12 protein-coding genes are annotated in these 13,282 nt (G+C 61.1%); 7 read left to right on the forward strand and 5 right to left on the reverse strand.

Going from position 1 to position 13,282, the window contains the following annotated elements:
- The first annotated feature begins 17 nt into the window (after positions 1-17).
- Positions 18-791 carry a type III pantothenate kinase gene (locus IV89_RS07540; RefSeq protein WP_009824851.1) on the forward strand — a complete coding sequence of 258 codons (774 nt, stop codon included), beginning with the start codon at positions 18-20 and terminating at the stop codon, positions 789-791.
- A gap of 4 nt (positions 792-795) precedes the next feature.
- Complete coding sequence (locus tag IV89_RS07545) at positions 796-2,463, forward strand: ribonuclease J (protein ID WP_037944455.1); 1,668 nt, start codon at positions 796-798, stop codon at positions 2,461-2,463.
- Between the two features lie 170 nt (positions 2,464-2,633).
- Here the strand turns inward: IV89_RS07545 and IV89_RS07550 are convergent, their stop codons facing one another.
- The 3 genes from IV89_RS07550 to IV89_RS07560 all read right to left on the reverse strand — a co-directional run bounded on the left by IV89_RS07550 (position 2,634) and on the right by IV89_RS07560 (position 6,997).
- Positions 2,634-4,253: a DEAD/DEAH box helicase gene (locus tag IV89_RS07550; protein ID WP_037945049.1), complete on the reverse strand. Its 1,620-nt coding sequence runs from the start codon at positions 4,251-4,253 to the stop codon at positions 2,634-2,636.
- A gap of 137 nt (positions 4,254-4,390) precedes the next feature.
- On the reverse strand, positions 4,391-5,335 hold the full coding sequence (locus tag IV89_RS07555; protein ID WP_037944454.1) for a glycosyltransferase family 2 protein: 945 nt from the start codon (positions 5,333-5,335) through the stop codon (positions 4,391-4,393).
- A gap of 42 nt (positions 5,336-5,377) precedes the next feature.
- Positions 5,378-6,997, reverse strand: a complete 1,620-nt coding sequence (locus IV89_RS07560) for a peptide chain release factor 3 (RefSeq protein WP_005853943.1) — start codon at positions 6,995-6,997, stop codon at positions 5,378-5,380.
- Between the two features lie 130 nt (positions 6,998-7,127).
- Between IV89_RS07560 and IV89_RS07565 the strand changes: the two genes are divergently transcribed.
- Positions 7,128-7,487 (forward strand): nuclear transport factor 2 family protein, encoded by a 360-nt coding sequence (locus IV89_RS07565; protein WP_037944453.1) that lies wholly within the window; start codon positions 7,128-7,130, stop codon positions 7,485-7,487.
- Here the strand turns inward: IV89_RS07565 and IV89_RS07570 are convergent, their stop codons facing one another.
- Positions 7,488-8,501, reverse strand: coding sequence for a Hint domain-containing protein (locus IV89_RS07570; protein WP_005853939.1), 1,014 nt, complete (start codon positions 8,499-8,501; stop codon positions 7,488-7,490).
- Between the two features lie 183 nt (positions 8,502-8,684).
- Between IV89_RS07570 and IV89_RS07575 the strand changes: the two genes are divergently transcribed.
- The 3 genes from IV89_RS07575 to IV89_RS07585 all read left to right on the forward strand — a co-directional run bounded on the left by IV89_RS07575 (position 8,685) and on the right by IV89_RS07585 (position 12,123).
- Entirely contained in the window at positions 8,685-9,464 is a 780-nt protein-coding gene (locus tag IV89_RS07575; protein WP_005853937.1) for an SDR family oxidoreductase, read from the forward strand.
- A 153-nt stretch (positions 9,465-9,617) separates the two neighbouring features.
- Positions 9,618-10,976, forward strand: coding sequence for a sodium:proline symporter (locus IV89_RS07580; RefSeq protein ID WP_037944452.1), 1,359 nt, complete (start codon positions 9,618-9,620; stop codon positions 10,974-10,976).
- Positions 10,977-11,019: 43 nt separating this feature from the next.
- A complete protein-coding gene (locus IV89_RS07585; RefSeq protein ID WP_005853933.1) occupies positions 11,020-12,123 on the forward strand; it encodes an ABC transporter ATP-binding protein in 1,104 nt (367 codons plus the stop codon).
- Between the two features lie 49 nt (positions 12,124-12,172).
- Here IV89_RS07585 and IV89_RS07590 read toward each other — a convergent pair whose 3' ends face one another.
- Positions 12,173-12,826, reverse strand: coding sequence for a WYL domain-containing protein (locus IV89_RS07590; RefSeq protein ID WP_037944451.1), 654 nt, complete (start codon positions 12,824-12,826; stop codon positions 12,173-12,175).
- A 219-nt stretch (positions 12,827-13,045) separates the two neighbouring features.
- Between IV89_RS07590 and IV89_RS07595 the strand changes: the two genes are divergently transcribed.
- Positions 13,046-13,282, forward strand: a complete 237-nt coding sequence (locus IV89_RS07595; protein WP_005853930.1) for a twin-arginine translocase TatA/TatE family subunit — start codon at positions 13,046-13,048, stop codon at positions 13,280-13,282.

Raw genomic sequence — 13,282 nt, forward strand, 5'->3', positions numbered from 1 at the left:
GAGCGGAGGGATGTGCCATGCTGTTGGCGATTGACTGCGGAAACACCAATACAGTCTTTTCGATCTGGGACGGGGCGCGGTTCCTCGGGACGTGGCGGACCTCTACCGAATGGCAGCGTACCTCTGACCAATATTACGTCTGGCTCAGCACGTTGATGAAGTTTCAGGGCGTCGAGGCAGATATCACCGATGTCATCATCAGCTCGACCGTGCCGCGGGTGGTGTTCAACCTGCGCGTTCTGGCGGACCGCTATTTTGACACGCGGCCCATTGTGGTGGGCAAACCCGATTGCCTGCTGCCCGTGGATGTCCGCGTTGACGAAGGCACCGCCGTGGGGCCTGACCGTCTGGTCAACACGGTGGCGGGGCATGATCTTTATGGCGGTGATCTGATCATTGTCGATTTCGGCACGGCGACGACCTTTGACGTGGTCGATACGGACGGGGCCTATATCGGCGGGGTGATTGCCCCCGGTGTGAACCTGAGCCTTGAGGCATTGCATAACGCCGCCGCGGCCTTACCTCATGTAGACATCTCGAAACCACAGGCGGTGATTGGTACAAATACCGTCTCTTGCATACAATCGGGCATTTTTTGGGGTTATGTTGGCCTCGTCCGTGAGATATGTGCCCGAATAAAGGCTGAGCGCGGCCGCGAAATGCGCGTGATTGCCACAGGCGGGCTGGCCCCGCTCTTTCAACAGACAGTCGATCTGTTTGATGCATACCAAGATGATTTGACGATGCACGGCCTGACCGTGATTTATAACTATAACAAGGATACCGCTTAGTCATATGAGCAGCGAAAGATTGATCTATCTGCCCCTCGGTGGGGCAGGTGAAATTGGCATGAATGCCTATGTTTATGGATACGGGAAACCCGGTAAGGAGCGGCTGATTGTTGTCGACCTTGGCGTCGCCTTTCCCGACATGGACACAAGCCCCGGCGTGGATCTGATCATCCCCGATATCGCCTGGCTTGAAGAACGCCGCGACCAGATCGAGGCGATTTTCATCACCCACGCCCACGAAGACCATATCGGTGCCGTGGCCCATACCTATGACCGCCTGCGCGCGCCGATCTACACGCGGAAATTCACCGCCAATATCGCCAAGCGCAAGATGGACGAATACGGCCATCCCGATGATGCGGTGACCACCGTGGCCCCTTGGCCGCAGCAAACGACTGTAGGGCCGTTCAAAGTGGGCTTCCTGCCCATGTCCCACTCCATCCCTGAATCGTCGTCGCTGGTGATCGACGTGGCCGGCGATCGGCTGATCCACTCGGGCGACTTCAAGATCGACATGACACCCGGCGTTGGTGAACCCTACGACCCCGAACTTTGGGCCGACGTGTCCAAAGACGGCGTCAAAGCGCTGATCTGTGACAGTACCAACGTCTTCTCGCAACATGCAGGCCGGTCCGAAGCGACCGTCGGGCCAGAGATTGAAAAACTGCTTGGCACCGCGCAGGGTATGGTCGTCGCGACGACCTTCGCCTCTAACGTCGCGCGTGTGAAGACGCTGGCGGATGCGGGCGAACGGGCAGGGCGGTCGGTTGTGCTGCTGGGACGTGCGATGAAACGCATGGTCGAAGCCTCGCTTGAAACCGGCGTGATGAAGGACTTCCCCCCGGTCGTGAGCCCGGAAGAAGCCCGCGGCATCCCGCGCGAGAACCTGATGCTGCTGGTAACAGGTTCGCAAGGGGAGCGTCGTGCGGCGTCGGCACAGCTAGCACGCGGCAAATACATGGGGCTGGAAATGAAGGAAGGGGACATGTTCCTGTTCTCCTCCAAAACCATTCCCGGCAACGAACGTGGCGTGATCAAGGTGATCAACGCATTCTCCGAGATGGGCGTTGATATCGTCGACGACAGCTCGGGTCTGTATCACGTATCGGGCCACGCCAACCGTCCCGATCTGGAAACGCTGCATGATGTGGTCAAGCCGCAGATCCTGATCCCGATGCATGGTGAGCACCGCCACCTGCGTGAGCACGCCAAAATCGCCAACGCCAAGGGGATGAAGGGTGTCTTGGCCGTTAACGGCATGATGATCGACCTGTCGGGCAACGAGCCCAAGGTCGTTGAATATGTCGACAGCGGGCGGACGTATCTTGACGGTTCGACCCAGATTGGCGCGATGGACGGCGTTGTGCGCGACCGTATTCGCATGGCGCTGAACGGCCACGTCACCGTGACCGTCATCTTGGACGAGAATGACGAAGCCTTGGGTGATCCTTGGGTCGATGCCATGGGTCTACCAGAGCAAGGTCGGTCCAAGACGTCGCTGGTTGACGTGCTGGAAGCCGATCTGGCCCAGTTCCTTGGCCGTGCAAACGCCAAGACCCTGCGCGACGACGACAAGCTTCACGATGGGTTGAAGCGCACTGTGCGTCAGTCCGCCAACGATGAGATCGGCAAAAAGCCCGAGGTTACCATCGTGGTCAGCCGCCTGAGCTAAAACGCTCTCATGCTCATCGAAACGCCGCGCAGCCCCCTGCGCGGCGTTTTGCGTTTGTGGGGGCAGGGTGTGGCGCGTCGGAGCTGCTGCAAGGCAAAGCGGTAAACACAAAGAAAAAGGCGCAGAGGATGCCCTGCGCCTTTAATCGTTTCTGTCAGTGGTGCGCGGGGTTATTCGCGACGCTCGGCAAAGCTTAGGCCGATGAACTCGGGCGTGTGATCGCCCAGACCGACGACGCGGTTGTCGTTTCGGTTGTTCTGCTGACGGTTGTTGTCATTGCGGTTGTTATCACCGCGCCCGCCACGGCCACCGCGACGGTTGTTGGGTTTGTCGTCCTGAGCGGCGTCTGCCTTTTGGGCAGGGGCTTTATCTGCGGACTCCTTGGCTGGTTTGTCCGACTTTTTGTCTTGCGGCTTTGCATCAGATTTGGCGTCCGCTTTGGCATCGGATTTGTCCGCCTTGGGGCTGTCCGCCTGCGCCGTCTCTGTCTGTTCAGCGTCAACCTTAGCCGCATCAGGCTTTTTGCGGCTGCGCGTGCGGGTGCGTTTGGGCTTTTCAGATTTAGCCGCGTCATCGGATTTCGCAGCGGGGGCGTCGGCTGTCTTGGCCTCTGCCGCGGGGGCCGCTTTTGCCTCCGAACCGCCCAAGGGGTTGTCGAGGCGCGGGATCTCGCGCTGTACCAGACGTTCAACGTCTTCGAGGTTCTTTTCGTCCCGCGGGACGCAGATCATGATCGCCTTGCCATCACGTCCCGCGCGACCCGTGCGGCCGATCCGGTGCACGTAATCCTCGGCATGGGAGGGCACGTCGTAGTTATACACGTGGCTCACCGACGGCACATCAAGACCGCGCGCCGCCACGTCAGAGGCAACAAGGAAGCGCAGATCGCCGTTGCGGAACCCTTCCAGTGTTTTGGTCCGCTGGCTTTGATCAAGATCCCCATGGATCGGAGCCGCGTCATAGCCGTATTTCTTCAACGACTTAGCGACCGTATCCACATCCATCTTGCGGTTACAGAAGATGATCGCGTTGGTGCATTTGTCGCCTTCGGCGTCGATCAACGCGCGCAGCACTTTGCGTTTCTCCGTCGCTTCGCGGTCCTTGCGCGAGGCTTTGAACATCAGCACGCCTTGATCGATATTCTCGCTTGTGGTGGCCTGACGGGCGACTTCGATACGCTCGGGCGCAGAGAGGAAGGTGTTCGTAATCCGCTCGATCTCGGGGGCCATCGTGGCCGAGAAGAACAGCGTCTGACGGGTAAAGGGCGTCATCTGGAAGATGCGTTCGATATCGGGGATGAACCCCATATCCAGCATCCGGTCGGCTTCGTCTACGACCATGATCTTCACGTCGGACAAGATCAGCTTGCCGCGCTCAAAGTGGTCGATCAGACGGCCGGGCGTGGCGATCAAAACGTCAACGCCCTTGTCGATCAGCTTGTCCTGCTCTCCGAACGACACGCCGCCGATCAGCAGCGCTTTGGTCAGTTTCAGGTGCTTGGTATAGGTGTCGAAGTTCTCGGCCACCTGTGCTGCCAGTTCCCGCGTGGGGCACAGCACCAGACTGCGCGGCATCCGGGCGCGGGCGCGGCCACGGGCAAGCAGGGTGATCATGGGCAGGGTAAAGCTGGCAGTTTTGCCGGTGCCTGTTTGGGCGATTCCCAAGACGTCCTTGCCTTCAAGGGCAGGGGGGATCGCGCCGGCCTGAATTGGCGTGGGGGTTTCATACCCGGCCTCATCAATGGCTTTCAGGACTTTAGGATTAAGGTTTAGATCAGAAAATTTTGTCATGTGTGTCCGATGATAGCGGACATACACTTGGCCCGCGGCAGCATTCATGTCGGCCCGCATGGCCCAAGGGGCGGAGGCTCTCCGCGACATGTTCTGCACCCATTAACAAAGACTCCCCGTCGCGTCAAATGGATGCGCTAAAGCCCTGTGAAACGGGGGAAATGTGTTGCCAGTTGGTCGGGCAGCGCCAGATCAACCTCGCGTAGCAGCCCGTGGTCGCGCAGGCGGCTGCGCAATTCCGGTGTATCTGCGCAGACTTCGTCGAAAAACGCGCGCAACCCTTCCTCGCCGCTTTCACTCTCTATCATCGAGAAAAGGTCGTTGAGCGACAGACCGCCTTGGTCGTAGGGGCGGTTGGGGCGCAGTTCGGGGCGGTAGCTGCCCTTGGTGACGCGGTAGCGGTACGCGGCGATCCAGTCGTCCCATGTTTTCGCATGGGCATGGGCCAGCGTGATCTCGGGCGGAGCGTCGTGACAGTCCAGCATCTCGCCCTTTTGAAAGACGTTGTGGATGCGCAGATGCATATTCGGCAGCCCCGTGCGGACAAATACCTTGCCCGCTAGATGGCTGAGAAACCCGCCCTTCAAATAAGCGCCATAGGTCGGATAAAGCTCTGCCACAATGCGCGCGCGGTCGGGGCCGGCGGGGATGAAGCCCTTGAACGCCGTCGGATCGCCTGAAAGCTGCTCCATCGGGCGGATGCGGGTGGCCGGCGCAGCTTGCGGGATATCGGCCAGAATGTCAGCGATCGGGCGGCCTGCGACCAGATACTCGTCCGCATCCATGTGGATCAGCCAGTCCACCTCGCGGCGGCGGTTGTAGGCATGGGTCGCGTTTGCCGTCTGGCGTTGCTGGTGGGCGTCTGGCCGGTCACGTTTGCGCTGCTTCCAATAGCGCGCGTCGCAGGTGATGACGCGGATCTTGGGATGAGCGTCGAGATGGGCAAAGGCCTCGTCATTGGGCGCATCCAGATAGATGTAAAGCCGCTGCGCGCCCGCCGCCAGATGATAGGCGGCGAACTGCAATATGTCGCGCGTCGGTGCCAGAATGGTAGAGGCGATGCCCCATGTCACATCAGTCATGGGGCCAGTTTGCGGTGCGTCGGTCGGGCTGGCAAGCCCAAGTCAGACCATCATTTCCTTGGTCGCGGTCAGGCGCACATCGGGGTAATCGCGGTCCACACGGTCGATATCCCATTGCAGCCGCGTCAGGTAAACGATGTCGCCATCGTGGTCATGGGCGATATGCTGTTTGTTGGCTTCTGTAAACTTATCAACGGCTTGCCGGTCACCGTTCACCCAGCGAGCCGAGGTGAACTGCGATTGTTCGAACCGCACCGGCAGCCCGTATTCCAGCTCGATCCGGCTGGCGAGCACTTCGAACTGTAGCTGCCCGACGACGCCCACAACAAAGCCCGAGCCGATGGCGGGTTTAAAGACCTTCGCCGCACCTTCTTCGGCGAATTGCATCAGCGCTTTTTCAAGGTGTTTCGATTTCATCGGATCGCCCGCGCGCACGCCCTGCAACAGCTCTGGCGCGAAGGACGGGATGCCACTGACGCGGATCGCCTCGCCCTCGGTCAGGGTGTCACCGATGCGCAGCTGCCCGTGGTTGGGAATGCCGATGATGTCACCGGCCCATGCTTCCTCGGCCAGCTCGCGGTCGGCGGCAAGGAACATCACGGGGTTGGTGACAGACATGGTTTTCTTGGACCGCACATGGGTCAGTTTCATGCCACGGGTAAAATGGCCCGACGCCAGACGGACAAAGGCCACGCGGTCGCGGTGCTTGGGGTCCATGTTCGCCTGAACCTTGAAGACAAAGCCGGAAACCTTTGGTTCTTCAGGTAAAATCTGTCTTGGCTCTGCCGATTGAATCTGCGGTTCGGGGCCGTAGGTGGCGATGCCGTCCATCAGTTCCTTGACGCCAAAGCTGTTGATCGCAGAGCCGAACCAGATCGGTGTCAGCGACCCTTCGGCCATCAGCGCCGCATCCAGCGGCGGCATCAGCTCGCGTACCATCTCAAGGTCTTCGCGCAGTTTCTCAAGCAGGGCGGCGGGCACGTGTTCGGCCAGTTTCGGGTCATCCAACCCTTCGATCGCAATGCTCTCAGCGACCTTGTTCCGGTCTGCACGGTCCATCAGTTCAAGCCGGTCGCGCAGGATGTCGTAGCAGCCGATAAAGTCGCGGCCCACGCCGATGGGCCAGCTTGCAGGGGTCACATCAATGGCAAGGTTTTCCTGAATTTCGTCGATGATCTCGAAGACATCGCGGCTTTCGCGGTCCATCTTGTTACAGAATGTCAGGATCGGCAGGTCGCGCATGCGGCAGACCTCGAACAGCTTTTGCGTCTGGCTTTCCACGCCTTTCGCGCCGTCAATTACCATCACGGCCGCGTCAACGGCGGTCAGCGTGCGGTAGGTATCTTCGGAAAAATCAGAGTGGCCGGGCGTATCCACAAGGTTAAAGCGGAAATTCGTGCCCTTGTTCATGAAATCGAACGACATGGCCGAGGCCGAGACAGAAATGCCGCGATCCTTTTCCATAGCCATAAAGTCAGAGCGGGTGCGTCGCGCCTCGCCCTTGGCGCGGACCTGTCCGGCCATCTGGATCGCCCCGCCGAACAGCAGGAATTTCTCTGTCAGCGTGGTTTTCCCCGCATCGGGGTGGGAAATGATCGCAAAGGTGCGACGCCGAGCGATTTCGGCAGGCAAAGCGGGGCGGTTTGAGGGGGTATCCAACATGGATTGGCATATATCCACGCCCGTACACACGCGCAAGTCTGCTTGGATCAGGCGGTTGGTGGCATTTTCTTGGGGGTCGGCGCGAAACTGCGGTATGATGGGCGCAGATGAAACCAGAGGGGGTGTGACAATGGAATTGAAAGAGATCGCAGATGCGTTGGTAAAAGGCTGCCGCGAGGGCCATGAGGTGGCGAACCTTGATCGGCTTTACGCGCAGGACGCCGTGTCGGTTGAAGGGATGGACCACGGAAACGGGCGCGAGACGCAGGGCCTTGAGGGCATCAAGGGCAAGCATGCGTGGTGGGACAGCGCGATGGAGGTGACGCGTCAGAATGTCAGCGACCCGATGCTCCACGGCGATGACCGCTTTGCCGTCATCTTTGATGTTGCGGCGCGCGAAAAGGACAGCGGCACCGAGATGGAGATGAAAGAGGTTGCCATCTACCAGGTGGCCAATGGCAAGATCGTGCGCGAGGAATTCTTTGGTTGATCAGCGCATGCTGGCGCGGCGCAGCAGTTCTGCCGCGTCGGGGCGGTCTAGCAGGGGTTCCGACACATCCAGCCCCGCATGGGGCAGGTCGGAATGGCCGGGGATGACATCGCCCATGGCGTCCGACAGCTCTTGCGGCAGCACGCCTTTGGTGCGGCTGTCGATCAGCATGGATTCCGCCGCGATGCCTTCGGCATAGATGATCTGGTGCCCGTCAAACAGCAGTTGGAAATAGTCGACAAAGCCGCCGTCCTGTACCCGTACCGTATCGCCGTTGACCAAATGGCGGACCTTGACCAGCAGCTCTGACCGGCCGGCGCCCAGACGGTCTTCGCGCTGGTAGATGAACAGGCGGTGATCGGGGCTGACGATCAGGTCATTGTCGTTGTTCAAAGTGCCCGCGTTGATGCAGATCGGGGCGAATTCGCCAACCGCGCGCACGGTGCTTTGTCCGATCCAGCGGATCGCCTGCACACCGTCATCGCGGGTCAGGACCTTGTCCCCGACGCAGAGTTCTTCGATCGGGCGCTGCTCACCGGTGGCCATGGTGATATGCGTGCCGCGGGTGAAGGACACACACGCCACTTGCGCGAACTTCTGGCGCATCGTCTCGGTGTCGATGCCAACCAGCCGGTATTCCACTTTGGACGACAGCGCGCTGAGCGGGATGAGATAGATCGCTTCGGCATGGCCGTCATCGGCCACTTCGACCAGCAGGATCGCATCGTTGATCTGCCCGTCAGGTGACATGAAGGTCAGCGCGCAATCCAGATGCAGGGCGGCCCCGCTGGTGCCGGTTTGCGTATCGGGCGCGATCGACAGGCTGCCATCCGGTGCCGTCTGGATCGACAGGCGCACTGGTTCCGCCCCGTAGGACAGCTCGTACACATCATCCAGCAGCAGTTCCGAGGCAAAAGACAGCGTGTCGCCCATATTCGCACCATCCGTCGCCGTGAATTGCGTCGCACGAAAGACAGGGACGCTTTGCGGAGGGGAAGGACGGGGCGAGGTCATGGGGCGGGCCTTTGCGCGCGAAAGATGAATGATATCGGGGCCGGCAGTCACACAACTGCCGGTGGTTCGTATCTCTTTGCCATAGGATTGTGTCCCATTCGGGTCAAGCCTTTGGCCTTTTGCTGGCATTGTCCGCGAAGACAGTGCTACGACTTGCGCGAACACTAACCGGGAGAGATCGCTATGGATCTGGGAATCAAGGGAAAACGCGCATTGGTTTGCGCATCGTCAAAGGGCCTCGGCTTGGGCTGCGCAGAGGCGCTGGCCGAAGCGGGTGTGGATCTGGTGATGAACGCACGCGGTGCCGCTGATCTGGAAACAGCCGCCGAACGCATCCGTCAGGACTATGGCGTCGAGGTCACCACCATCGCCGCCGATATCGCCACGGACGAAGGCCAGAAGCTGGTGCTGGAGGCCGCGGGCCAGATCGACATTCTGGTCAATAACGCAGGCGGCCCACCCCCCGGCATGTGGAGCGATTGGGACCGCGAGGATTTCATCAAGGCGCTCGATGCGAACATGTTGGCCCCCATCGCGATGATCAAGGCGCTGGTGCCCGCGATGATGGACCGTGGCTGGGGCCGCGTCGTCAACATCACCTCGCAATCCGTGCGCGCGCCAATCGGCGTTCTGGGGCTCAGCAACTCGGCCCGTACCGGTCTGACCGGCTATGTCGCGGGCACCTCGCGTCAGGTCGCGGGCAAGGGTGTCACGATCAACAACCTGCTGCCCGGCATCCACGCCACCGACCGTGCCGATGCACTGGATGGCGGCGTCGTCAAACAAAAGGGCATCACGCTGGAAGAGGCCCGCACCGAGCGCGCATCGACGATTCCCGCAGGGCGCTATGGCACGCGGCATGAATTCGGCGCGGCCTGTGCCTTCCTGTGCTCGCAACACGCGGGCTTTATCGTCGGGCAGAACTTGCTGCTTGACGGCGGGGCGACCAATATCACGATGTAAGGGCGAGGGGCGGGCGCTGTGATGTCCGCGCGGCACGCGCGCCCGTCTGACATATTTCATCACGTTTACGACAGACCGCCGCGCAACAGATAGCGCGGCGGTTTGTGCTAGGCTACCCATGGACGTTACTGTCCCTTTCAAAGGTATTCCCGGATGTCCCCCATTGTTCTGTTTGTCCTCTTCGGTGCCATCATCGCCGCAAGTCTGCTGGCCGCACCGCGTCGCGCCTCGGTCGAGGGGTTCTTTGGCGGGATGACGGCCCAAGGCGGTGCGCCGGGGCTTTGGACGCTGGTGCTCAGCCAGGTCACCACATGGATTTTCGCGCGCAGCCTGATGAACGCGGCGATCCTGGGATATTACTACGGCATCGCGGGCACGCTGGCCTATGCAGCCTACTACGGGTCTTTCCTGACCGGGGGCTTTATCGTCGGGCGTCTGCGCCAGAACGGTGCCCTGTCGGTGCAGGATTGGCTGGGCGCGCGCTTTGGCGGGGCGGGCAATGCCTGCTATAATCTGGTCATCGCGCTGCGGCTCTTGTCCGAGGTGTTTGCCAATCTGCTGGTGGTGGGGCTGATCTTTAACGCCGTGCTGGCGGGCAGCGGCACGCCTGCGATCCTGATCGTGGCGCTCGTGGGGCTGGGCTATTCCGCTTGGGGCGGGCTAAGTGCCGCGCTGCGCACCGATGTGGTGCAGATGGTCGTGTTCCTCGTGGTTTTCGGTGTCGCCTTTGTGGCGCTGGTCGTGTCGCCCGGCTTTGATCTGGGGGCGGTTGTCACGGCACCGGGGACCGCAGGGGCCTATAACGGCTGGGTCTTGCTGGCCGTGGCGTTGTTGCAAGTGTTTTCCTACCCCGCGCATGATCCCGTGATGATGGACCGGGGCTTTATCGCCGACCCGGAGGTGACGCGCCGGTCCTTTCTGCATGCCTTCTGGATCTCGACCCTGTGTATCATCGGCTTCGGGTTCTTCGGCATTCAGGCGAGCCTTGTCGGTGCGGCCTACGAGGGCGAGCTGATCGGCACCTGGGCCACGATGTTTCCTGCGTGGGTGTTTGTGGCGCTGATGATTTCGCTGCTGGTCTCGGCGCTGAGCACGCTGGATTCCGCGCTCTCTTCTGCCGCGCGTCTGGTGGTTGAAGAGCTGAAGCTCGCACCGCGTAGCCTGAACGGCGGGCGGATCGTGATGCTGGGCTTTATGGCCGCGGGCACGGTGCTGACGCTCTGGGGCAATGCGACGCTGTTCGATGCGGTGGCCGTGTCGGGTACCGCGTCGATGTTCCTGACGCCGGTGCTGGTGGTCGGGCTGGTGATGCAGCGGCAGATCGCCCTATGGGCCTATCTGGCAGCCTTCGGGGCGGCGATGATCGGGGCCTTTGCCTATTTTGCCCGTGCGTGGCCCGCCTTTGCCGCGGTGCTGCCAGAGGGGCATAAATACGAACAGCTTTTGGTGATTTGTGTGGTCGTTCTGGTCGCAGGCTTCGCGGCGGTGCTTGCGGGCGCGCGGCGGGGCTGATAGCGGTCGATCCCGAGCGAATTGATCGGATTAGACCGCGCCCATGACTGAAGTGACTGACGTGCACCCGAGACTGGAGATCAAGAACCTGCAGCGCGCCTATGGCGGGCGGGCCGTCGTGGATGATGTCAGCCTGAAAATCATGCCGGGGCAGGTGACCTGCCTTCTGGGGCCATCGGGCTGTGGCAAGTCGACCACCCTGCGGATGATCGCCGGCGTCGAGATGCAGGACAGCGGTACGATCCACGTTGATGGCAAGCTGATCTGTGACACGGTTTTCCGCGTGCCCCCCGAACGGCGCGAGATCGGGTTGATGTTTCAGGATTTCGCGCTGTTTCCGCATCTTAGCGTGGCCGACAACGTGGGCTTTGGCCTGAAAACCGGCACCAAGGCCGAACGCCGCGCCCGTATCGAGGAACTGCTTGAACGTGTGGACCTGCTGCGATTTATCGACGGCTATCCCCATCAACTGTCAGGGGGCGAACAACAGCGCGTGGCGCTGGCGCGTGCCTTGGCCCCACGGCCCAAGATCATGCTGATGGACGAGCCCTTCTCGGGTCTTGATAACCGGCTGCGCGATGACATCCGGGACGAGACTTTGGGCATCCTGAAAGAGGAAGGTACCGCCGTCTTGCTGGTCACCCACGAGCCCGAGGAAGCCATGCGCATGGCAGACGAGATCGCCTTGATGCGCGATGGCAAGATCGTGCAGCAGGGGGCCCCCTATAACGTGTATACGCGTCCCGTCGACCGCGCGTCGGTGGCGTTTTTCTCGGACGCGAATGTGCTGCGGGCCGAGGTGTCTGGGGCGCTGGCGCATACGGTCTTTGGCCGGTTTCTGGCCCCCGGCGTGCCGGATGGGACGCAGGTGGATATCGTATTCCGCCCCCAGCATTTGCGCATCGACTTTGATCGTGCGGGCAAGGGGCCGTTGCCAACCTCGACCGATGGGACCGCAGCCCGCGCCGTTGTTGCGCGTGCGCGTTTCATGGGGAATGAAAGTCTCGTGGAATTTGTCATGGACCATGACGGCAGCACCCTGCGCGCCACCGTGCCCAATGTCTTTTTGCCGCAGCCCGGGGCCGTCATGTGGCTGACCGTGCGCCGCGATCGTTGTTTTGTTTTTCCGGTGCATGCGGCAGGGTAGACCGCTGGCGGCTGCCCCTGTGGCACCGCGGGATGCCTTCGGCGAGGATTTATTCCATTTGGAAGGCGGGCGGCGCGGTGAATAGCGCGGGCAGCGGGTGTGTTGCCTCGATCAGGTCAAGCCGCAGGGTCGTGTTTTGCCCTTTGGTTTCATCCCAACCTGACAGGGTCCAACTGCGGGCGGCATGGCTGAGCCTGTGGGGGTGGAGCACCAGCGTATCGAGCGTGCCATCGTCGGCGTTATAGACGATCCTGAGTTTCTGGCGCGCGCGAATTGCGGCGCGCAGCACGGGCAGATGCCCCATCCCCCGCGCGGCATTGGCGAAAGGGTGTTCGATGCGCTGCCAGTCCTGCGTTGCGGGCTGTGCGGTTTCGGGCAAGGCCGCGTCGATTTTTTGCGCCAGAGAGGTCGCGGCGGCCTGTAGGTCGGGGTCGGTTGTTTCAAGCACAACGGCGAGGGCGAGTTGCAACGCCTCTATCTCTTCTGGGGAGAGGGATAGCGGCGGCAGCACCGTCGCCGGTGTCAGCCGGTAGCCTGCGCCACGGGTGCCGGTGATCGCAACGCCCGACGCCTGTAGCCGCGCGATGTCGCGGTAGAGCGTGCGCAAGGACACGCCCGCTACCTGCGCCATATCCTCGGCCCGGTGAAGCTGGTGGTCGCCCATGAGGGAGAGCAGGGAAAACAATCGGTCGCTGCGGCGCATGGTTTATCTGTGCCACACAGGTGGACAGGGTGCAAGGCAACTGCCAAAAAACTGTCAGGAGTGTTGGGGTGGTCGTTGGAGGGCGTAAATTTTGCGGGGCCGCGCGGCGAGGGAAACGCTTTGGCCCTTCAAGCTGCCAGAGCAGGGGCCTAAAAAGAGACAGAGTTTACCGGTGGGGGCAGTCCCCCTGCCACATATTCGGATTATGGAGTTGAGACTATGTTGAACAATATCGGCCTTCCGGGTCTTTTGCTGATTGCCGTTGTGGTGCTGGTCCTGTTCGGGCGCGGCAAGATTTCCAGCCTGATGGGCGAAGTCGGCAAGGGCATCACCAGCTTTAAGAAAGGCATCAGCGAAGGCGAAGATGACGTGAAAAACGGCGACAAGGACACTGCCGAGCTGAGCGATGACACCGTTGTTGTCACCGACACGAAGACCGACAAGGACCGGGTGTAA

The organism is Sulfitobacter sp. CB2047 (assembly GCF_000735125.2).
Lineage (GTDB): Bacteria > Pseudomonadota > Alphaproteobacteria > Rhodobacterales > Rhodobacteraceae > Sulfitobacter > Sulfitobacter pontiacus.